General features: G+C 59.4%; 26 protein-coding genes. 2 read left to right on the top strand and 24 right to left on the bottom strand.

The features are described 5' to 3' along the window. The 10 genes from ACK59H_RS17395 to ACK59H_RS17440 form a co-directional block, all read right to left on the bottom strand. Window positions 1–1,149, bottom strand: a 1,149-nt coding sequence (locus tag ACK59H_RS17395) for a tyrosine-type recombinase/integrase (RefSeq protein ID WP_409264731.1), incomplete at its 3' end; no start/stop codon positions are given. After that, window positions 1,035–1,436, bottom strand: coding sequence for a hypothetical protein (locus tag ACK59H_RS17400; protein WP_228385170.1), 402 nt, complete (start codon window positions 1,434–1,436; stop codon window positions 1,035–1,037). The genes ACK59H_RS17400 and ACK59H_RS17395, both read right to left, overlap by 115 nt. A 37-nt stretch (window positions 1,437–1,473) precedes the next feature. Beyond that, on the bottom strand, window positions 1,474–1,896 hold the full coding sequence (locus ACK59H_RS17405) for a hypothetical protein (RefSeq protein WP_409264676.1): 423 nt from the start codon (window positions 1,894–1,896) through the stop codon (window positions 1,474–1,476). Window positions 1,897–1,951: 55 nt separating this feature from the next. Next, window positions 1,952–2,413, bottom strand: a complete 462-nt coding sequence (locus ACK59H_RS17410) for a hypothetical protein (protein WP_409264677.1) — start codon at window positions 2,411–2,413, stop codon at window positions 1,952–1,954. A 43-nt stretch (window positions 2,414–2,456) separates the two neighbouring features. Continuing rightward, on the bottom strand, window positions 2,457–2,837 hold the full coding sequence (locus ACK59H_RS17415; protein WP_409264678.1) for a DUF4406 domain-containing protein: 381 nt from the start codon (window positions 2,835–2,837) through the stop codon (window positions 2,457–2,459). Beyond that, a complete protein-coding gene (locus ACK59H_RS17420; RefSeq protein ID WP_409264679.1) occupies window positions 2,834–3,043 on the bottom strand; it encodes a hypothetical protein in 210 nt (69 codons plus the stop codon). Before ACK59H_RS17420 ends, ACK59H_RS17415 begins: the two co-directional genes overlap by 4 nt. Further along, a complete protein-coding gene (locus ACK59H_RS17425) occupies window positions 3,040–3,312 on the bottom strand; it encodes a hypothetical protein (protein WP_409264732.1) in 273 nt (90 codons plus the stop codon). The genes ACK59H_RS17420 and ACK59H_RS17425 overlap by 4 nt, the downstream gene beginning before the upstream one ends. Window positions 3,313–3,724: 412 nt before the next feature. Continuing rightward, window positions 3,725–4,300: a hypothetical protein gene (locus tag ACK59H_RS17430; RefSeq protein ID WP_409264680.1), complete on the bottom strand. Its 576-nt coding sequence runs from the start codon at window positions 4,298–4,300 to the stop codon at window positions 3,725–3,727. 212 nt (window positions 4,301–4,512) lie between these two features. Then, entirely contained in the window at window positions 4,513–4,695 is a 183-nt protein-coding gene (locus tag ACK59H_RS17435; protein WP_409264681.1) for a hypothetical protein, read from the bottom strand. 83 nt (window positions 4,696–4,778) lie between these two features. Beyond that, window positions 4,779–5,390, bottom strand: a complete 612-nt coding sequence (locus tag ACK59H_RS17440) for a hypothetical protein (protein WP_409264682.1) — start codon at window positions 5,388–5,390, stop codon at window positions 4,779–4,781. Between the two features lie 111 nt (window positions 5,391–5,501). Here ACK59H_RS17440 and ACK59H_RS17445 point away from each other — a divergent pair, with 111 nt between their 5' ends. After that, window positions 5,502–6,047, top strand: a complete 546-nt coding sequence (locus ACK59H_RS17445; RefSeq protein WP_409264683.1) for a hypothetical protein — start codon at window positions 5,502–5,504, stop codon at window positions 6,045–6,047. Here ACK59H_RS17445 and ACK59H_RS17450 read toward each other — a convergent pair. The 9 genes from ACK59H_RS17450 to ACK59H_RS17490 form a co-directional block, all read right to left on the bottom strand. Further along, the gene (locus ACK59H_RS17450; protein WP_409264684.1) at window positions 6,005–6,520 is read right to left on the bottom strand and encodes a hypothetical protein; all 516 of its coding nucleotides are present in this window, start codon (window positions 6,518–6,520) and stop codon (window positions 6,005–6,007) included. The genes ACK59H_RS17445 and ACK59H_RS17450 overlap by 43 nt on opposite strands. 242 nt (window positions 6,521–6,762) lie before the next feature. Further along, on the bottom strand, window positions 6,763–7,299 hold the full coding sequence (gene ssb, locus ACK59H_RS17455; RefSeq protein ID WP_409264685.1) for a single-stranded DNA-binding protein: 537 nt from the start codon (window positions 7,297–7,299) through the stop codon (window positions 6,763–6,765). Further along, window positions 7,296–8,063, bottom strand: a complete 768-nt coding sequence (locus ACK59H_RS17460; protein ID WP_409264686.1) for a lambda exonuclease family protein — start codon at window positions 8,061–8,063, stop codon at window positions 7,296–7,298. The genes ssb and ACK59H_RS17460 overlap by 4 nt, the downstream gene beginning before the upstream one ends. Then, window positions 8,060–8,821 (bottom strand): ERF family protein, encoded by a 762-nt coding sequence (locus ACK59H_RS17465; RefSeq protein WP_409264687.1) that lies wholly within the window; start codon window positions 8,819–8,821, stop codon window positions 8,060–8,062. The genes ACK59H_RS17460 and ACK59H_RS17465 overlap by 4 nt, the downstream gene beginning before the upstream one ends. 10 nt (window positions 8,822–8,831) lie before the next feature. Next, window positions 8,832–9,956: a hypothetical protein gene (locus tag ACK59H_RS17470; RefSeq protein ID WP_409264688.1), complete on the bottom strand. Its 1,125-nt coding sequence runs from the start codon at window positions 9,954–9,956 to the stop codon at window positions 8,832–8,834. A 282-nt stretch (window positions 9,957–10,238) separates the two neighbouring features. Then, window positions 10,239–10,454, bottom strand: coding sequence for a hypothetical protein (locus ACK59H_RS17475; RefSeq protein ID WP_400806217.1), 216 nt, complete (start codon window positions 10,452–10,454; stop codon window positions 10,239–10,241). Beyond that, complete coding sequence (locus ACK59H_RS17480) at window positions 10,451–10,642, bottom strand: hypothetical protein (protein WP_069016414.1); 192 nt, start codon at window positions 10,640–10,642, stop codon at window positions 10,451–10,453. Before ACK59H_RS17480 ends, ACK59H_RS17475 begins: the two co-directional genes overlap by 4 nt. Continuing rightward, complete coding sequence (locus tag ACK59H_RS17485) at window positions 10,639–11,058, bottom strand: hypothetical protein (RefSeq protein WP_409264690.1); 420 nt, start codon at window positions 11,056–11,058, stop codon at window positions 10,639–10,641. The genes ACK59H_RS17480 and ACK59H_RS17485 overlap by 4 nt, the downstream gene beginning before the upstream one ends. A gap of 201 nt (window positions 11,059–11,259) precedes the next feature. After that, complete coding sequence (locus tag ACK59H_RS17490; RefSeq protein WP_409264692.1) at window positions 11,260–11,481, bottom strand: hypothetical protein; 222 nt, start codon at window positions 11,479–11,481, stop codon at window positions 11,260–11,262. 513 nt (window positions 11,482–11,994) lie between these two features. Here ACK59H_RS17490 and ACK59H_RS17495 point away from each other — a divergent pair. After that, window positions 11,995–12,822 (top strand): hypothetical protein, encoded by an 828-nt coding sequence (locus ACK59H_RS17495; RefSeq protein ID WP_409264694.1) that lies wholly within the window; start codon window positions 11,995–11,997, stop codon window positions 12,820–12,822. A 52-nt stretch (window positions 12,823–12,874) separates the two neighbouring features. Here ACK59H_RS17495 and bamE read toward each other — a convergent pair whose 3' ends face one another. The 5 genes from bamE to ACK59H_RS17520 all read right to left on the bottom strand — a co-directional run bounded on the left by bamE (window position 12,875) and on the right by ACK59H_RS17520 (window position 16,203). Further along, a complete protein-coding gene (gene bamE / locus ACK59H_RS17500; RefSeq protein ID WP_409264695.1) occupies window positions 12,875–13,183 on the bottom strand; it encodes an outer membrane protein assembly factor BamE in 309 nt (102 codons plus the stop codon). Window positions 13,184–13,384: 201 nt separating this feature from the next. Next, window positions 13,385–13,948 carry a hypothetical protein gene (locus ACK59H_RS17505; protein ID WP_409264696.1) on the bottom strand — a complete coding sequence of 188 codons (564 nt, stop codon included), beginning with the start codon at window positions 13,946–13,948 and terminating at the stop codon, window positions 13,385–13,387. A gap of 117 nt (window positions 13,949–14,065) precedes the next feature. Further along, on the bottom strand, window positions 14,066–15,067 hold the full coding sequence (locus ACK59H_RS17510) for a hypothetical protein (protein ID WP_409264697.1): 1,002 nt from the start codon (window positions 15,065–15,067) through the stop codon (window positions 14,066–14,068). Between the two features lie 105 nt (window positions 15,068–15,172). Further along, on the bottom strand, window positions 15,173–15,403 hold the full coding sequence (locus ACK59H_RS17515) for a hypothetical protein (RefSeq protein WP_409264698.1): 231 nt from the start codon (window positions 15,401–15,403) through the stop codon (window positions 15,173–15,175). Window positions 15,404–15,405: 2 nt separating this feature from the next. Then, window positions 15,406–16,203 (bottom strand): helix-turn-helix transcriptional regulator, encoded by a 798-nt coding sequence (locus tag ACK59H_RS17520; protein WP_409264699.1) that lies wholly within the window; start codon window positions 16,201–16,203, stop codon window positions 15,406–15,408. Between the last annotated feature and the right edge of the window lie 9 nt (window positions 16,204–16,212).

Genomic DNA, 16,212 nt, shown 5'->3' on the forward strand with positions numbered 1-16,212 from the left:
CTTCAAGATCGTCAACACAGGGCCTCTAGAGTCCGTTGTTGATACCATGTTCGCAGCCTCAATCAGCTTGCCCAGCTCTGCGCCGGAGTAATGACTGGTGATGCTGCCGTTCTTGTGCCCGAGCAGTGATTTCCGATCTTCCTCAGTAACGCCTGCTGCCCGCAATCGTCGACCGAAGGTGTGCTTCAAATCGTGAATCCTGATCGAGGCATATCCGGGGTGAGCGGGGCGAAGGTTTTCCTCCTGCCAGAGTTTCGCCGCTCTCACCCGTGCCTTCTTCCATGCCGAATCGTTCATGCGGTGCATCGCAGTACCGTTGTATGGGAACACCCATTCCTTGCTGATCCCCCGCTGCCTTTCAATGATCGACTTAGCCACGGTGTTCAGCACCACTAGGCGCTCGTCGCCATTCTTTACGCCCGACCGGGCGTGTCTCCCGCCGAAGTCAGCGGGGATCAGGAAAACACTGGTTCCCAGTTCCGGCACCGATATCTCCCAATCCCACCTCAGCTTGCATACCTCTTGCTCCCGGCAGCCTGTGTTCACTTTGAACAGGGCCATCGTTTGCAGGTGACCAGGCAATTCGTTGAACAGGATCGATTGCTCTTCCCATGACATTGGGTAGGGCTTACGGCTCGACTTCCTCTCCTCGAGCTTTTTCAGCATTGGTACGCTGTCCAGCCAAGGCCTGCGATCATCATCCCGCCATTTTCGCGCGCAGAGGGTAAGAACCCGAATTGCACGCTCGATCGCAATGTTGATCGTCCGGTTGCTCACGGCCTTTTCGATCGTGCCGTCATCCCGGACCTTCTCTGTCTGCCGGTCCTTGATGAACGGCTCCAGAGCCTGATCGTCAATATGCGTAAGCGGCAGGTGGCCCAGGTACGGGTGAAGCTGCTTCATGCACAAGGCGGTCAGGTGTATCGAGGGCTGATCCTTGACCTCAAGGAGGTAGCGCATTGCTGCCTCCTCCCAAGTGCGCACTTGCCGAACGCCGTATACCTTCCTTTGACGCAGCTGCTCGAGCTTGTGAATCAGGTACTGCTCTGCTTCTTCCCGGTCACCAGTTCCAGTACTCTCTCGAATTCGCTCCCCTTTGTAGACTTTGTCGATTTGCCAGACACCGCCCTTCTCATAGAGGCCGGTGATCGTTTTTCGCGCCATGTATCATCTCCTCGGCGCTCGCTGCGGGGCCGATTGTTGTCCTGTCCGGTGGCTTTTTCAATTGCCTTGGCTTCGATGTAGGCATCTGCCCACTCATCAAGCTCCTGGCGGTCGAAGGCCACGCCCTGCTTGCCAATCGGAAACTCGCGCACGTTCGGCCTGACCGTTTTGTTGAATTCATCCCGGCACATGCCGAGGTACCCAGGCGCATCGCCGAACCGGATGAACCGCGGCTGAATGCTTGAGGGCTTCGCTGCTGTGGCATTAGCCATGTGTGTCTCCACGCCGCCGGTGGCGGCAGGTTGGTGGTCAGGCCAGGTCAGCCAGGGCGAACACGATCCCGCGGCAGTAGGGCTCGCCATCCTCGACCACTTCGAAAGTGGCGTGTGGGATGTCGGTCTTGTAGGTCCAGCTGTAGCCCTCTTCCTTGCACCAGCAGGCCTCGATCGGCATGGCATTGGCCTTGCGCTGGTAGTACTTCATGCCCCCCTCGCTGTCGCGATCATCGAGGCAATCAGGGTCGGGAAGAGGGCCATCCTGATCGACATAGGCATAGCCGCCGTCGTAGCAGCCAATCTCTTCCCGACGGGCGCCGTAGAATTCCATCAGGTCGTCGCTTGCCCCGCAGAGGATCACCAGGCCTGCGCTCTGTGCTGCGACGATCAGCGCGCCGGGGATGCGGGTAGGGTATTCGAGGCCGTTCAGTTGGGCGGCCAGTTCTTCTTTCGTCATGGCAATAGCTCTCCATCCCGCGCATGTCGGCGGGCTTAAGTAGTTGGGGGAGGGGTTACTTCTTCTTGAGGTCGGCTTTGCGCTTGCGCTCGGCCCGGACGAATTCTTTGGACGTGCTGGCAAGTCCGCCGACCACGTCCTCGGGCATGAGCGCGTTATTGCAGTGAGGGCATAGAGGAGCCATGGTCGTGCTGCGCCATGCGTCGTCCATCGCTTTTGCTGCGCGACTGCGGAGCTGGAACTTCTCGGCCTGGGCTAGTTCTTCGGCTCGACGGTTGAGCTTGCTTACTGCTGCTCCGTATTGCTCGACCAGGTAGATGAACGCATCGAAGGCCTCAACCTCTGTCTCGCAGTCGCTGCACCAGACACGCCGCTCCTTCTCGTCGTAGACCATCTTGCGGTGCCGACACGAGGCCCTGGGGCGGCGGGTAAGGCCGCGAGCAACCCGGATGTCTTCGATCTGCACGACCTTCACGCCGAACGACCAGTCTTGCGGATCGATCGGTGCGTCGCTCATCGCGGCCCCCTGTAGATCAGGTGGGCCATGTAGGCGAGGGCGATCATGCCGCCTCCTGAAGGCCGACTGGCTCGGCTCCATCGGCAAGCAGAATCCGCATACCGATCTGCTTGGCAATGTGCACCTCCAGGCGAGCGCCCCGTGATCTTGACCAGCCAGGCAGCAGCATCATCGCTTCGCAGGTCGAGAGCCGTCCTATATCGAACCGCAGGTAGTCCGCCCACTCTGCGCCATCAACGTGGCCGTGCTCGGCAGGGTTTTCAACGTGCCAGCCATCGGCACGCATGGTTGCGGCCATAGCATGGAAGGCCGGGAAGTTGAACTCAGGCAGTCCCGTCATGGGGCCGGCGATGTAGACACGGTTTGCGCGGTCTTCGGTGAGAAGCACGGTCCGCTCGGCGGCGGTTACATTCGATTCAGTCACAGCTGATACCTCTCATCAATCCAGCGCCCAGGCGCCAGTGCGGGTGTAGATTCGGGTTGTGTTTCGTGCGGGGAGAGCTGGCGCTGGTTGCCGGCCTGCAGCTTGCACGGTTTCGTCTCGCGCCCTACAAACATGCCCACACAGAAGGTCTGCGCCAGGATGGCTACGACGGCAAACGTGTAGAAGAAAAGCTGGGATCGCTTCATGGCGTCACCACCCGGCGACCCCACCAGCATGATGGCCCGTCGTCGGTGTCGTAGATGGCCAGGCAGAACCAGCCTTCACCATCTGGCTTGCTGGGTTCCCAGTAGCTGCAATCGGGGTCGCCAGACTCGAAGTAGCGTTCTGCGATGTCCTCTGGTGCGTCGGTTTCGAGTTCGGCTCGGGCCACCTCAAGTCCCTGCTGGGCGACCCAAGCCTTGCTTTTCTCGACGTCGCCCTCGTCGAAATCGGGCAAGTCAGGGTGCTGAAACATCCCGTATTCGTCACGGCGCACAACTGCGGGCTTGATCAGGCTCTGGCGGTCGAGGCGTTCGATCTCAGCAAGGATCAGTGCACCAGCTCTCACCAGGTCGCGGCGGCGATCTTCGCTTGGCTTGAATGTCTCCGGCGCCCACGGCCAATCTGTGCTCATGGTGCGAGGCTGACCTGCCAGACTTGCGTATACGCTCGCCGCCCTGGCCAGTTCGCCATTGGTGTAACCGTCATCGCGATACAGCGAATAGCCTTTGTTGCTGACCTGCCGCTGGCGCTCGAGCACGACATCCTGCGCCGCGCGGTTGAGGGTGATTCCACTTTTCTCGGACACGGGGATTCCTTGGCCGCCATATCGCGGCAGTGAATAGAGGGGAGAGGGGTTACAGCGAAAAGAGTACGGATGTACTCCTTCAGGGTTCGTCGTACTCAGCCGGGGGCGTGTGCACGATGCTGATTAACTTCGGGTCGTGGGTTGGCGCGCTCGGATCTGCGCTGGCGAATGGTCGCAGCATATTGGCCATGCGCAGTTCAATGTCATAGCCAAGCGACACCGAATCCTCTTGAGCATCCATGGTCAGCTCAATGTCACGTAGCAGCGCCTGCGCCTCGGCCAGCTGGGCGCGCAGCTGCCCGCGTTCGTCAATCAAACGAGCGGCATGCTTGCGGTGGTTTTTGCGCAGCCGCTCAACCTCGGCAGGGTCGGCGTGGGTGTAGAGTGGCCCCAGCTTGGCGATTTCGTCTAGGCAGGCGTTCCATGCAGAATTTTTAGCATTCTGCATAGGAGAGTTCCCTTTTTTATGAGCTTTTCGCGCAGGCAGCGCCACCGGCTCGCACTGGTGCTGCTGGGCTGGCTTGGCCAAGACATCGCGCAAGGCGTCATGTGGTATGCCGAAACCCGCCTCGAAGCACGGCTGCATGGCTTGCTCCACAAGTTCTCGCTTGACGCTGACCATCTCTGTGTTGCTGGATCGGTTTTCTGTGGGCATGGATAACTCCGTTTCAGGCTGCTTTCGATTCAGGCTGCCAGTCGGACCACCCGATCCTTGGCATCTTGGTCTTGGGGTTCATGATGGGATTGCCCTTGGCGTCAGTCATCGCGCAACGGGCCCGAATGCGCAGGTCTCGGCAATCGCCGGAACGCTTGGCCAGGTCGATGAACTGTTGGGCGTACTGGGGGGGCGTCGAACATGTTACTGAGCTACTTCACCGTCTCGCCGCTCATGAGCTTTTCGACGTACTTCGCCACTGCCTCCTCCCACTGAGCGGGCGTCAGCTGGATCGAGGGCCCACCCGGCTTTCCAGGCTTTCTGGTTTTTACGCGCTTCTTGGCCTCGGCCAGCGCTACGTCACGGGTCATGCCGAACACTGCGAATGTGCTCATGGTGATCTCCAGGCAGGCGCCGCCCTCGCCGGGGAGGCGTTATCGTTGAATAGGGGAAGGCGCTGGCGGGCAGCGCCGGTGGGTCAGGGGCGGTTGTCGTGATCGCAGTGGCGGCAGTCTTCGTAGCTGGGCGAAGGCACGAATCGGCCACAGCCGCCGCAGTTCTGTATGCTTGCTGACTGCCGTCGCTTTGCCTTTGGCAGCACAATGCCAGTGCCCATCAGGGCCTCTTTGATATTCACGTCCCGCTTGTGCACCAGGCGGCGGACCTTGGCTTCGAGGTAAGCCACTGGCCAGATCACTGCCTCCTCTGGTGTGTTGCCGATCGCCTGGGCAGCCTCAAAAGTGAGGCGGTGGGCTTTCTCGAATCGGTAGGTATGGCCAATGGGCCAGCGCGCCAAGGCGATGTCATTACCGTTCCAGTGGCCAGGGATCTGCAAGACAACGGTGCATCCTGGGCTCAGCTGGTCGCGGGCCTCGTCCAGGCTGATGTACTGATGGTCTACACCGAGGTGTGCGCGGGCGTCGACGTAGTCCTTCGGCCATGGAATGTCGGTATCGCGGTGGCTGCAGGCCTGCTCCTGGGTGAAAAGCTCGGCCTTGTCGAGGCTGGTGGTGTACCCGCCGCCCAAAGCCCAGAACATCAGACCATCGCCAACATCGGTGCGACTGTCCTGCAGGTAGAACTGGGTCATGGCTTTCTCCATGCATGCGCCGCCCTCCGTGGCCGGATGCGGCATGGTGGCAATTTGTTTTGGGATGGGGTATTACGGGTGACTGGCATGGGGCCGGGATTAAGGAATGCTATGGCCGATATATTTTTGGATGACGTCCGTGGGTACTGGAGAGATCTGGCGGCCCCTGCTTTCCACGAATTCTGGACGGAGTATCAACGCGACGGTGAATTCTCAGGCGATCGCGTCATCCTTGTGTATCGCAGATTGATTGCAGCGGCGTTCTTCTTGAATCACCTTGCTGACAAAGCTGCCACCCTTCAAGGGCTAACTCATCCTCTCCAGCTGATAAACCTCGTCAAAATCCAGAACCCTGATTTCGCGAAAGAGATGGATGCTTGCCGTAATTTTGTGAACGACGCGAAGCACGAAATGAAACGTATCCAAGAAGCATCTCTCAGATCGCGGCAGCCTGATTTCGATGACGACGGTGAGGGGAAGGTGCTTCAATTTTACATGCTGTCGGCTGACGGCAGTGAACTGTATGACCTCTGCCTCACTGTGTGCGCAGTTTGGCGTTTCTGGATTTCGTACTTTGACGGGTCCTCCGAAGTAAATTTCCGGGAGGCTATCTCTCAACGTTCGGGTGCTAACACCTCATCGCCCGGGTCCTGCTGAATCATCAGCATGCTCTTCCGGTCGAAGGCCACGGCCAGGCGCGGCGATATGCTGATCTCGTGCCGCGGCGGGGTGACAAACTTCGCCGCGTGCAGCCTGCCCAGCGCGCGGATGCCGTGAATCAGCGCCTCGATCATCTGGCTGTATGTAGCGTCAGCCCAGCCGCAGATCGCTCGCAGGTGCTGTCCGGTTCGCTTCCTGGCTGAAAGCCGCAGCGGCTCAGTGCGCTCCACATCGCGGTGAGCTTCGATTTCGTGGCGCGCAATCCTGAACAGCGCGTGATGCCCAAGCGCTTCGATGTGATGAATCATCAGCGTCATCGCCTCGCCCTGTTCCTCGATCCCGGCCCACTCCATCAGCTCAAGCAGGGCCTGTTTAGTCCCTGGTCGAACCTTCAAGCGCAGGTCTTCTTCCTGCAGCCTGGCGGCTTTGGCGCGGCGCTTCTCGTCGCGCGCCTGCTGAGACATCGCCATACGGCACCTCCTTTATTCCGCTGGGCGGGATGTGTAGATGCAGCTGGCGGCGACGCTGCTGCGTGAGCTTCTGGATGCGTCTCATGGGTGGCACACCTCAATGGGCGTTTTCTTCGTCGAGCCAGACGGCATGACCACCAGTAGACGCTTGTTTCCTCGGTACACGCCCCAAGGCTGACCAGTGGATCTGGCCATGGCCGCCGCGTACTTCACGGCGGGCACAGGCTGAGACATGGTGGCGATCATGCGCCCGCCAGGTGGTGGAGCGGGGCGAACGGAATGTCATCGTCGAAGTTATCCGGCGGCGCCGACTGCTGGCTCTGCTGCCCGTAGTTGTCATTCGCGTTGTAGTTGTGCTGCTGGCGAGGCTGCTGACGCTGTTGCCGCTGCTGTTGAGGGGGGCGCTGTTGTTGATGTTGGCCGCCGCCTTGGTTGTCAGGCCGGCCGCCAAGAAGCTGCAGGGTGCCGCCTATGTCGACGTTCACCTCCGTGGCGTATCGCTTGATTCCGTCCTGCTCCCATTCGCGGGTCTTGAGCTTGCCTTCGATGTAGCACTGCGAGCCTTTACGCAGATACTCACCTGCGATTTCTGCGACCTTCCCGAACAGCACCACCCGGTGCCATTCGGTCTTCTCCACCTTTTGGCCGGTCTGCCGATCATTCCAGGACTCGCTGGTAGCCAAGCTGACGTTGGCAACGGCGGTACCATTCGGCAAATAGCGGATTTCCGGGTCCCGGCCACACGTGCCGACCAGGATGACTTTATTGATGCCTCTCATGCCGCTTTGCTCCTGAGCTGTTTTTCGAAGCCGTCGACCAGCAGCTTGAATTCCCAAAGGTCCTGCTCGAGCTGTTCGATGTAGTCGTCATCGCGCTTGAACTCACGCCACCAGAGCTGGCGGCCAACGGGCTTTAGAAGGGGGCAGTACATCCCGATGTGCCACCACTTCCGGCCTGTGATCCACATGCAGCCCTGCACCTGGTCGATAACGTCGCTGGCGTCGTTGTCGATGTGGAAGGCGCGGAGCTTGTCCGGGGCCAGGAAGCACTTGTACTCGCTGCCGCCGTCCTCACCGATGAAGCCGTCCGCGCTGGCGCCGAACGAACCGTCGTCCGTTTTCACCAGGCCGACCTGCGTGACGATCAGGCCGGTCTGGATTTCATGCTCCATCCGGGCTTCCGGCTCAAGCTCATGGCCGCGGCGCATCTGCCAGGTCTCGAACCCACCATCGAGCGGCGCGCCACCGATGCGCTCGACCGCAAGCTCGAAGGCGTAGGTGAGGGCGGCATTAGATGGCTCCCCGACCTTTTCCCCATCGAGCGCCCTCTGAACCACCTCTGCCTTCGGCCCTGCCTTGTATCCGGCAAGGTCGCGCGCCCTGGTCTCGCTGTGCCCGGCCAGGATGGCGTCGACGTAGGTGCGCTGCTGGGAGGTGAGCCCGTTCACTTTGGAGCGGGCAGTGCTGAACATGCTGGCGGTGATAACGCCGGCGCGGGCCTGCAGCCATTCGGGCGAGCCTTGGGTGCAATTGACGACGATCATGGGGTGGCCTCCAGTACTGTTTTCCGCTTGGTAACGGCGATCTTCACCGCGTCATATCCGGCTTTGTCGCCGCTGGCCTGCATGACCTTTACGGATGCCTGCCACACATCCTTGAGCTCGTCTGGCGTGGCGGCAGCTTCGACCTGGGCAAGGATGTCGTTCACCGCCTGGGCCCGCATTTCTGCCGTTTCGGAGCCATCCGACGATTGCGCGTCATCGTCCCGGACGTCGCCGGTTGTGATGTTCAGCAAGGCGCACATCACGTAGCGCTTGCCATAGGTGGTGGACGAACCGACCGCCTGAACATCGTTCCGGCCTTTGCCGATATCGGCCGGCAGGGTCATGGTTGTCTGCTCGCGGTGGCCGTCGCGGTGCATCAGGATGCCGGTGACGCTGATCGACTTGTCCTGGTTCTCTACCTTGAAGGTGATTGCGAACCCGTGCCGCTGCATGATGGGCTTGACCACCCGGGTGATGTCGTCGAGCGTTGCGTAGGCATTGCCGGTGTGTAGGTTCACCGCCGCTTCGAACACGGTCGGGATCTCGCACTGCATCTGAGCCATGCCGGCGTTGAATGCTGCCTCGGCTGTCTTGGCCTGCATGCGCTCATGCATGGCCAGGAGGCGCTCCATCTTCTCGATGTCGCAGGTTGGATCGGCGGCCGCACGACTGATGACCGCCATGATGCTGTTGTCGACGGGGCCGGGCGCAGCCACTGCCTGGCGGCGCTGCTCCGGCACAATGATTGCGCTGGTCATGGTCTGTGCCTCAGTAGGTGATGGCGATGTTCGGGATCTTGCGCTGGGCGATCAGGGTGATTGCCTGCTTGGCGCATTCTTCGGTCATGCCGCCAGCCACAAAGGCCTCCAGGGCGGCTCGGTTGATGCTGGCCCGGTGCGCCTTGTCAGCCTCGCGGGCTTCTTGCTGACGAAGGATCTCAGCGGCAGCTGCATCGGCCCGGCGGCGTTCTTCCTGGCGAGCTTGCTCGGCGGCTTCTACAGCCCGGCGGGCGGCGGCCTGGCGCTCTTGCTCTGCACGCTGCTCGACGGCAATGCGGTCGGCCTCGGCCTGAACCCGGGCGCGCTCGGCTTGCTCGGCCTGCAACTTGAGCTGCAGGCGCTGGTTCTCGGCTTCGCGTTCTTGCGCAGCGGCCTGGTCAAGCAGTTCCTGCTCGCGGCGGGCTGCCGCTTCGCGTTCCGCTTGTTGCTGCTGGGCTACGCGCTGGCGCTCAGCCTCGACTGCGGCCTCTTGTGCCGCTCGAATACGGTCCTGCTCGGCGCGCTCTTCAGCTTCGCGGCGCAGCCGGGTCAGTTCGGCTTGCTCGGCTTCGAACTGCTCGCGCTTCTGGAGCGCTGCCCGCAGGGTGGAAAGCACCTTGTCCTTGGCGTTTGCCGCCTCGGCCTCGAACTCTTCCCAGTGAGCGCCAAGCTGCATGCCTTCAGCCTCGGCGATCAGGCCTTTGATGTGCAGAGAGCTCAGCTCACCAAGGTCATCGGCCAGGGTCTTCAGCCAGTTCAGGCGGTCGTTGTGGCGATCAATCCGCGCATCCTCCGCGGCTTCCCATTCGGTGAGCGGCCGGCGTGTCTCGTCCCGCAGCGTGTCCATCTTGGTCACGAACTCGCGCAGTTCGGCCTCGACCACCTTCGGCATTTCCTTGAGCCGGCGCAGGTAGTCGCGGCCCGGTTTCTCGACAGCGGCCTTCGACTTGCTGACCTTGGCGGCAAGGCTGGCGATGCGCTCGCGTCCCTTGCGGGTGGTCAGATCGGGGACTTCGCCTTCGATCTCGCCCTTCACCAGTTCGATGAATTGCTGCAGGCCGCCGGCCACGTAGATGGCCGGGGCGTTCGCCTCGCTGATCTCTTCGATCGTGATCAGTTTCTGTTCTGCGGACATTGGAAAACCTCGCGCCTGGCCGGCGCCGTCAGTTGAAAAGGAAAATGCCAGGTCACCCAGGCACGGAGGTACGCTCCAGGCCCTGGCTGCGGTGGATGATTGCGCGCTCTCGCCGCTTACGCTCCCGATGGGTACGGTTATCCCGAAGGGCCGCCGTGCTCGGCTACGTGATTCAGGAAGTGATGCTGACCGCCAAGGCGCTGGCGAGCATGAAGAAGGTGCAGGCGAAGAGCATGGAGAAGGAGCCGCGCCAGAACGCCATGCGTCTGGCCTGCTGGCGGCTCACGTGCGGACCTCGTAGGCCAGGGTGCACATGCCGCAAAGGTAGGCCCGGCCCGACCAAGCCGCCGGGTTCTCGATGTGAGCCAGGCGCGCCTGATTCATGGCGTCCTCCATGGTCAGGCCCTTGAACACCATCAGGATGCGGTCATCTGGCACGGCCTGGGAAACCTCGGCCACCTGGTCGTCGATGATCGACGGGAAGATCGGCGTAGTCATGCAACCTCCTTGCGCCCGTCAACGATCTTGTTGAGGCGCCCGCAGTAGTGGTTGAACTCTTCGATGGTGATGCGCTGGTCGGCCATCATTTCGGTGAGCTGCTTCTGGATCATCACGGACCAGCTGACCGGGGTTGATGGGTCGGCCAGGGCATCCAATTCGTTGTCGAGCAGGACGTGCGGGCTCATGGCTCGTTGTCCTGATCTGCGTCGTGCTGAACGCCTTGCTCGGCATAGCCTTCGAGCATCGACTCGGCGATCTCGAAGAGCTTTCCGCCGACGTGGTCGCTTGGGCCGAGGATGTCAGGGACCATGCTCTTCACCGGGCCGCCGGCCTGTGCCTGGAGCAGAAGGAGTGCCAGGGCGTTGATGTCGTCTTTCTCAGCCTCTTGCAGAGCGCGAAGATGCTCGGCCAGCTTGGCCACGAACTGGTCCTGGCGTACGCCAACAGGTCCGCCGAAGCGCTGCGGGATCAGAACATCGCAGCCGCCGACCAAGCTCTCTGCGTTGCTCTCGATCCAGTTCTGCGCCGCTTCCTGATACGCCGAGTCGTCATCCGGCTCAGCATGGTCGTACTGCCATTGTGCTGCTCGAAGTGCGCCCATGGTCGCCTCCAGGTGGTGGGTTAATTGGTGAAAGCGGCCAGCTGCAGCGCCTTCATGCGCTTAGCCTTGCGCGCCTTGCGCTGGGCTAGAGTCTCGAAGCGGCTTCGCTTTTCGGTGCGCTGAGGATTTTTCGAATACATGACGCATCTCCAGTGGATTCCCAAAGCACCCGGTCGCCCAGGTGCTTCAGTGAATCGCCGGTCATGCAGCGCGAGCCAGTTCCGCCTGTGCCTGCAGCTCGGTTACAGCCTCGGCCGGCGTGCAGCCTTCGGCGTAGAGGTCGTGCAGGTCGCTTTCTTCCCGAGAGCCAAGGGATACCTGGTGATCGAGCAGTGCGGATGCCTTGTCGATCCAGCGGTAGTAGGTGCGTTCTTCAGCGCCGGCGCGGCATTCATCAGCCGCCATGGTTGCCATGTTGAACATCGTGAATCTCTCAGGTTGATTTTCCGGATGCCCCTCGCAAGAAGGGCACCGAGAAAATCTGGTGTAGCGGTCACTCCAATCGCCTATAGATGCCCTTTTTGCTGGACCTTTCAGGGAGACGGTTTGGAGAGCAACCCTCAGTCCGTCTTGCGCGGCCAACCCTGTGTTCCTGGCTGACTGGCGTTCGTCGTGACGTTGAGCAGGCGAAGGTTCACTTCGCAGTAGCCAGTTCCAGAGCTGGCATGGGGATCGAATTTATTGCTCGCGCTGTACCGTTGCCGGGATCGATCCGCGAGGTTCCCATCGATGTGTAAAGAGCAGTGAGGTTTGAGGGCCTCCGCAGCCCCTTGTGAGTGACTGCGTGAAATAAAAGTAGCACTGCTGTTATTGGTCAGTCAACAGCAGTGCTAATAATTTTCTTCCGCACACAGCAAGCCCGGCGCTACCGATCAAGGGCAGTCTCTATGGTGGCGATTTGATACACTCTCGCCGGTCATATAAGGAGCTTGGGAAATGAAAAGGGCCGTTGTTGCATTGACTCTTGGGTTGTCGCTTGCTGGCTGCGGGAATGCCGACAGGGAGAAGGCTGAACAGCTTCAAGGAGAGGTGAGCAAGCTGCAGTCTGAGATCGCCACACTCAAGGCGGAACTGGATGCTGAAAAGCATGGAGCTCAAAGATTGCTGGCGCGAGCGAAGGACGCCAAGGCCGCAGGGAATAACGCTTCTGCCAAATCAGACCTGCATGACCTGATCGCGCATCATCCAGAAAAACCAGAGGCGGCAACGGCAAAAGCTATCCTCGATGCCATTGAGCGCGAGGAAAAGGCAGCGGAAATCGAAAGGCTGGCAGCTGAGAAAAAGAAAGCAGAGGAGGCAAGGGAAGCCCTGGCGAAGCTGGACAAGAACCTCAAGAAAAATACCGATGAGATCAAAGGGATAACCTGGGTTTCCCACAAGTCCATCCCTACGCTCGACACCTACATGTCACTGTACTTCGGGCTGGAAGGTGAGAACTCCAGGGTTATGCCGCTGAGGCTGAAGCTCCAATATCACTCTGACAGTTGGCTATTTGTCCAGAGCGTCACGATCAAGGCTGACGATCAGACCTTCCAGCTAGGGAGCCAAGACTTCGAGCGAGACAACGGCTACGGCGGAATTTGGGAGTGGTCGGACACCGTTGCCGAGAACAAGGCCATGCTGAGAAAAATTGCAGACGCCAAAAAGGTGACCATCAGGTTCGACGGGAAGCAGTATTACAACGACTTCATCCTGCCGGATTCTCAAAAGCGCGCCATCAAAGAAATGATCTTGGCATGGGAGCGCTACGGCGGTAAGGCTTGATGTGTGTCCACAAAAAAGCCCGCGCTAGGCGGGCTTCATTGGCGTGGCCGGATCACTCGTCAGGACTTGGCTTGGCGATGAAGTCCTTCGGGATGTATGGAACCTTGGTCACCTTTCCGTCCTTCGTCTCAAACGACACGGACTTCGCGCCGCCGAAGGCAGTCGCATGGCTGTAGATCCACATTTGACCTTCCTCCCTGGATGTGACCATGTAGGGGTTGCCCATGATCTCGTAGAGCTGATCCTCGGTCATACCGACCTTGACCTGGCTGGCCTGGCCAAAGGTGAATGGGGTGCCTGCGCATCCAGCCAGGACGATGACTACAGCAGCGAGAAGGAATCGGTGGATGTAGTGAAGCATGGCGACCTCCCTGTGAAATGAGCCACCATCCTATCACTATGGCTATCCGCCATCACTCAGACAAAGAAAAGCCCGCACTGTTATGCGGGCTAACGTAGGGAATCGGATGAGCCTTCACTGTGCATAGTAGGGCGTGAAAAAAGCGTGAAGGCATGAAAAATCCCGCTCAGGACGGGCCTTGAGCTTACAGCTGATATCGGGTTAGCGACCGTCGTCGTAATAAAGATCGCAGAAGAGAGAATGCTGCTCTTGGAGAGTGCGCTGCACGTCAACAGCGGCAACCTTCAGGTCGTATGGTCCTACTACAACGACAGGTGCTTCGGACTTACCTAAGGGCAAGTCCTGTGCCTTGAGGTTGCCCAGTGTCGTCGCGTAATCATCACCAGGTCGACAAGGTACGCGCACAGTCCATCCCTTCGAGGGTGCCTGTCGCTCAGCTGCCGGAACGTCGGCCTGGCAGTGCTTGCATTTGATTGCAGCGTGTTTGATCGGCTCGGCACAGAAAGGGCAGGGCCTTGAGTCGTTCGCCTCCATGAGGCTCGCGAGCTGTTCGCTGCTCAGCTGCTTCTTGCCACCGAAGATCATCATGAGCAGGCCAGCCAACGCGATCAGAGCCCCAATGATCAGGTAATTCTGCTGCTGGGCCATGAGACCTATGTTGTTTACCCTTCTGCCCATTCCTGTTGAAACAGAAACGTCCATAGCCATGGCGCCGATCACAACGATCAAGCCTACGATCAACGCCAGAATTCCAAAGCCCCGCATGGCATCCCTCCCAGATAAATGAGCCGCCATGCTACCACTAAGGCAATTCGCCATCACGCAGACATGAAAAAGCCCGCGGAGGCGGGCTTCATCATGTTGGCGATGCAGTGGAGGCATCTACTCTGGAGGGTTTCGACGCTCCACCCCAACAACAATCGCTTGCTTAATTGCTCCATCAAGAACCTTGGCGTTGATGCTCAAGAAAACAGTCGTTCGCTCCCACTCAGCGTACTGGAGAACGTCCTTTTTTTCTTCGTCAAGCGAGGTGTCTTCTACGACGGCCTCAAACTCCTCGGTAGAGCGATGCTTCCTGATCTTGACCTTGAACTCGTCTGGGTTTGATGAGTCAACCCGCACGATTCGATAAAAACCATCAAGTCGTTTTTCTACCGCTTTTCTTCGCGCATTGGTCACAAGCTCTTGGGCGACGTCACCAGTAACCGTAACTCCGCTCACAGTGGCCTCGTCAGCAGTCGCAAAGCCTTTGAGCATCTCATTTCGAGTGTCGTAAACCTGCCGGCTCACACTCTCAAGGCGAGGCTGCGAGACCAGTAGTCGATTTAACACCTCAAGCCTTGCCGTCTCCTGCTTCGACAGTGCCTCAATGGTGGAGAGCGAGTCTCTTTGCTCTTCTGTTTTGGCCTCTGCCGCCCTGACGTCCTTACGATAATTGAGATAGGCAGCATATGAGGTTTTGCCCGCCCATAGCACCCCTAGCCCCAAGATCGTTACGACCATTAATTCCGGTGGCATTGTCTCTCCAGCCTTCTCGGCAAACTTGATTAGGACGTCTTGGAAGTCAACCTCGAAGATTGAGGAGCCTTCTTCGACCTTGACCTCTATCTCAAGCTCGTCCCTTTCTTCCTTGGATAGCCGGCGTGTGTCCTCTGTGTCGTATTGCGCAATGGCATATGACTTGTATATGACATTTTGCAGCTCAATGAACGACTTCATCACGCTTGGCGTGATGCTGGACTCGAATTTGTCACCCACCAAGCGGACCTTCAGCTTAGGCCAGCCCTCTAGCTCAACGCCACCTTTGAAGTGTGCGCCATCCAAGAACTCTTGGATTGCCTTGAAGGCGTCGTCTTCGTTACGGATCTTGATTGGGTCTGCCACTGAATGTCCCTATTGGGCTGGTTCCTGTTGCGAGCGAAGTTGATCGCTGCGCGCTATGTATGGCGTTTCGCGTGCGCCGAAGCCTGCAGTGCTGGGGGCAGGTCGCTATCCGCTTGATCTGGCTCTGTTTATTCGGCCACCCTTCACCTCATCCCCATACCCCACCAACCGATCAGCCAGCTCATGCAGCTCCCCGACACGCTTCATCGCCTCTAGGAACTGGGCTTCCTCACCGCCTTGGGCCTTGTGGAAGATCTCCAGGGCGGCGCTTTCTAAGGCAAAAGCAGCATCCTTCAGGTCTCGGCGCAGCTGCTGGTTGAGCTTGGTTAAGGGCATGGCTAGAGGTCTCCGCCTCGCCATATCACCTTGCCAATGATCCGGTGCTCGTTGCCATTGCTGTGCAGGTGGTAGCGGTCCGGGTACTCCTCTTTGTCATCGTTGTCGCTACGGAGTACCCATTGGCCAAGCGGGCCCTGAACTAGGCGCTTCACGATTGCGCCATCAGATCCAGCCAGTACGAATACCTGGCCATGAACCGGCTCGATGCGTGACCGATCCACAAGCAGAACGTCGCCATCATTGATGGTTGGCCACATGCTCTCGCCCTCGGCGTAGATCACTATCAGCTGGTCAGGCTTGGCGCCTTTCACCTTCAGCCATTCGCGCTTGAACGCCAGCGTCGACCGGATCTCAACGTGCGGGTTCTCACTGCCCAGCCCGGCGGCAGCCTTTGCGTCGTATTGGGGGATGAAGGCATATCGATCATCCTCGGTATCGGAGACGTCGGACTTCTCCGGTATCGGGGAGTTGGCCGCGTCAGCGGTGTGATCCACGGAGGAGGGCGCGCGACGTATGCCAGCCGCAAGCGTTGGGCTCACCTCGTAAGGTTCGAAGTCCAGGGCCTGGGATAGCTTGACCAGCGCCTCAAGGTTCAGAGCCACTTTACCCGTCATGTACTGGCTGACAGTGCTCTGAGGAGATTTCCATTCGCACCTTTCCCCGACCTCGGTTTGGGTAAGCACCGGTTTATCAGGGTCGGACCTGGACTCCTTCACGCGCAGTTTGTAGATGTCGTGAAGCCGTCTGGCGTCATCCAGCTGCTCAGCGGAAAGAGGAGTTCTGATCGGTTTCTTCATGCGCGTGAT

Origin of the sequence: Pseudomonas sp. KCJK9000, from assembly GCF_046230725.1 — a bacterium.
GTDB classification, from domain to species: domain Bacteria; phylum Pseudomonadota; class Gammaproteobacteria; order Pseudomonadales; family Pseudomonadaceae; genus Aquipseudomonas; species Aquipseudomonas promysalinigenes.

Bases quoted from the DNA above. Each gene is read 5' to 3' on its own strand.
- ACK59H_RS17400 (WP_228385170.1), bottom strand. From the start codon at position 1,436: ATGGCTAATGCCACAGCAGCGAAGCCCTCAAGCATTCAGCCGCGGTTC.
- ACK59H_RS17405 (WP_409264676.1), bottom strand. From the start codon at position 1,896: ATGACGAAAGAAGAACTGGCCGCCCAACTGAACGGCCTCGAATACCCT.
- ACK59H_RS17410 (WP_409264677.1), bottom strand. From the start codon at position 2,413: ATGAGCGACGCACCGATCGATCCGCAAGACTGGTCGTTCGGCGTGAAG.
- ACK59H_RS17420 (WP_409264679.1), bottom strand. From the start codon at position 3,043: ATGAAGCGATCCCAGCTTTTCTTCTACACGTTTGCCGTCGTAGCCATC.
- ACK59H_RS17425 (WP_409264732.1), bottom strand. From the start codon at position 3,312: ATGTTTCAGCACCCTGACTTGCCCGATTTCGACGAGGGCGACGTCGAG.
- ACK59H_RS17430 (WP_409264680.1), bottom strand. From the start codon at position 4,300: ATGCCCACAGAAAACCGATCCAGCAACACAGAGATGGTCAGCGTCAAG.
- ACK59H_RS17435 (WP_409264681.1), bottom strand. From the start codon at position 4,695: ATGAGCACATTCGCAGTGTTCGGCATGACCCGTGACGTAGCGCTGGCC.
- ACK59H_RS17440 (WP_409264682.1), bottom strand. From the start codon at position 5,390: ATGACCCAGTTCTACCTGCAGGACAGTCGCACCGATGTTGGCGATGGT.
- ACK59H_RS17445 (WP_409264683.1), top strand. From the start codon at position 5,502: ATGGCCGATATATTTTTGGATGACGTCCGTGGGTACTGGAGAGATCTG.
- ACK59H_RS17450 (WP_409264684.1), bottom strand. From the start codon at position 6,520: ATGGCGATGTCTCAGCAGGCGCGCGACGAGAAGCGCCGCGCCAAAGCC.
- ssb (WP_409264685.1), bottom strand. From the start codon at position 7,299: ATGAGAGGCATCAATAAAGTCATCCTGGTCGGCACGTGTGGCCGGGAC.
- ACK59H_RS17460 (WP_409264686.1), bottom strand. From the start codon at position 8,063: ATGATCGTCGTCAATTGCACCCAAGGCTCGCCCGAATGGCTGCAGGCC.
- ACK59H_RS17465 (WP_409264687.1), bottom strand. From the start codon at position 8,821: ATGACCAGCGCAATCATTGTGCCGGAGCAGCGCCGCCAGGCAGTGGCT.
- ACK59H_RS17470 (WP_409264688.1), bottom strand. From the start codon at position 9,956: ATGTCCGCAGAACAGAAACTGATCACGATCGAAGAGATCAGCGAGGCG.
- ACK59H_RS17475 (WP_400806217.1), bottom strand. From the start codon at position 10,454: ATGACTACGCCGATCTTCCCGTCGATCATCGACGACCAGGTGGCCGAG.
- ACK59H_RS17480 (WP_069016414.1), bottom strand. From the start codon at position 10,642: ATGAGCCCGCACGTCCTGCTCGACAACGAATTGGATGCCCTGGCCGAC.
- ACK59H_RS17485 (WP_409264690.1), bottom strand. From the start codon at position 11,058: ATGGGCGCACTTCGAGCAGCACAATGGCAGTACGACCATGCTGAGCCG.
- ACK59H_RS17490 (WP_409264692.1), bottom strand. From the start codon at position 11,481: ATGTTCAACATGGCAACCATGGCGGCTGATGAATGCCGCGCCGGCGCT.
- ACK59H_RS17495 (WP_409264694.1), top strand. From the start codon at position 11,995: ATGAAAAGGGCCGTTGTTGCATTGACTCTTGGGTTGTCGCTTGCTGGC.
- bamE (WP_409264695.1), bottom strand. From the start codon at position 13,183: ATGCTTCACTACATCCACCGATTCCTTCTCGCTGCTGTAGTCATCGTC.
- ACK59H_RS17505 (WP_409264696.1), bottom strand. From the start codon at position 13,948: ATGCGGGGCTTTGGAATTCTGGCGTTGATCGTAGGCTTGATCGTTGTG.
- ACK59H_RS17515 (WP_409264698.1), bottom strand. From the start codon at position 15,403: ATGCCCTTAACCAAGCTCAACCAGCAGCTGCGCCGAGACCTGAAGGAT.
- ACK59H_RS17520 (WP_409264699.1), bottom strand. From the start codon at position 16,203: ATGAAGAAACCGATCAGAACTCCTCTTTCCGCTGAGCAGCTGGATGAC.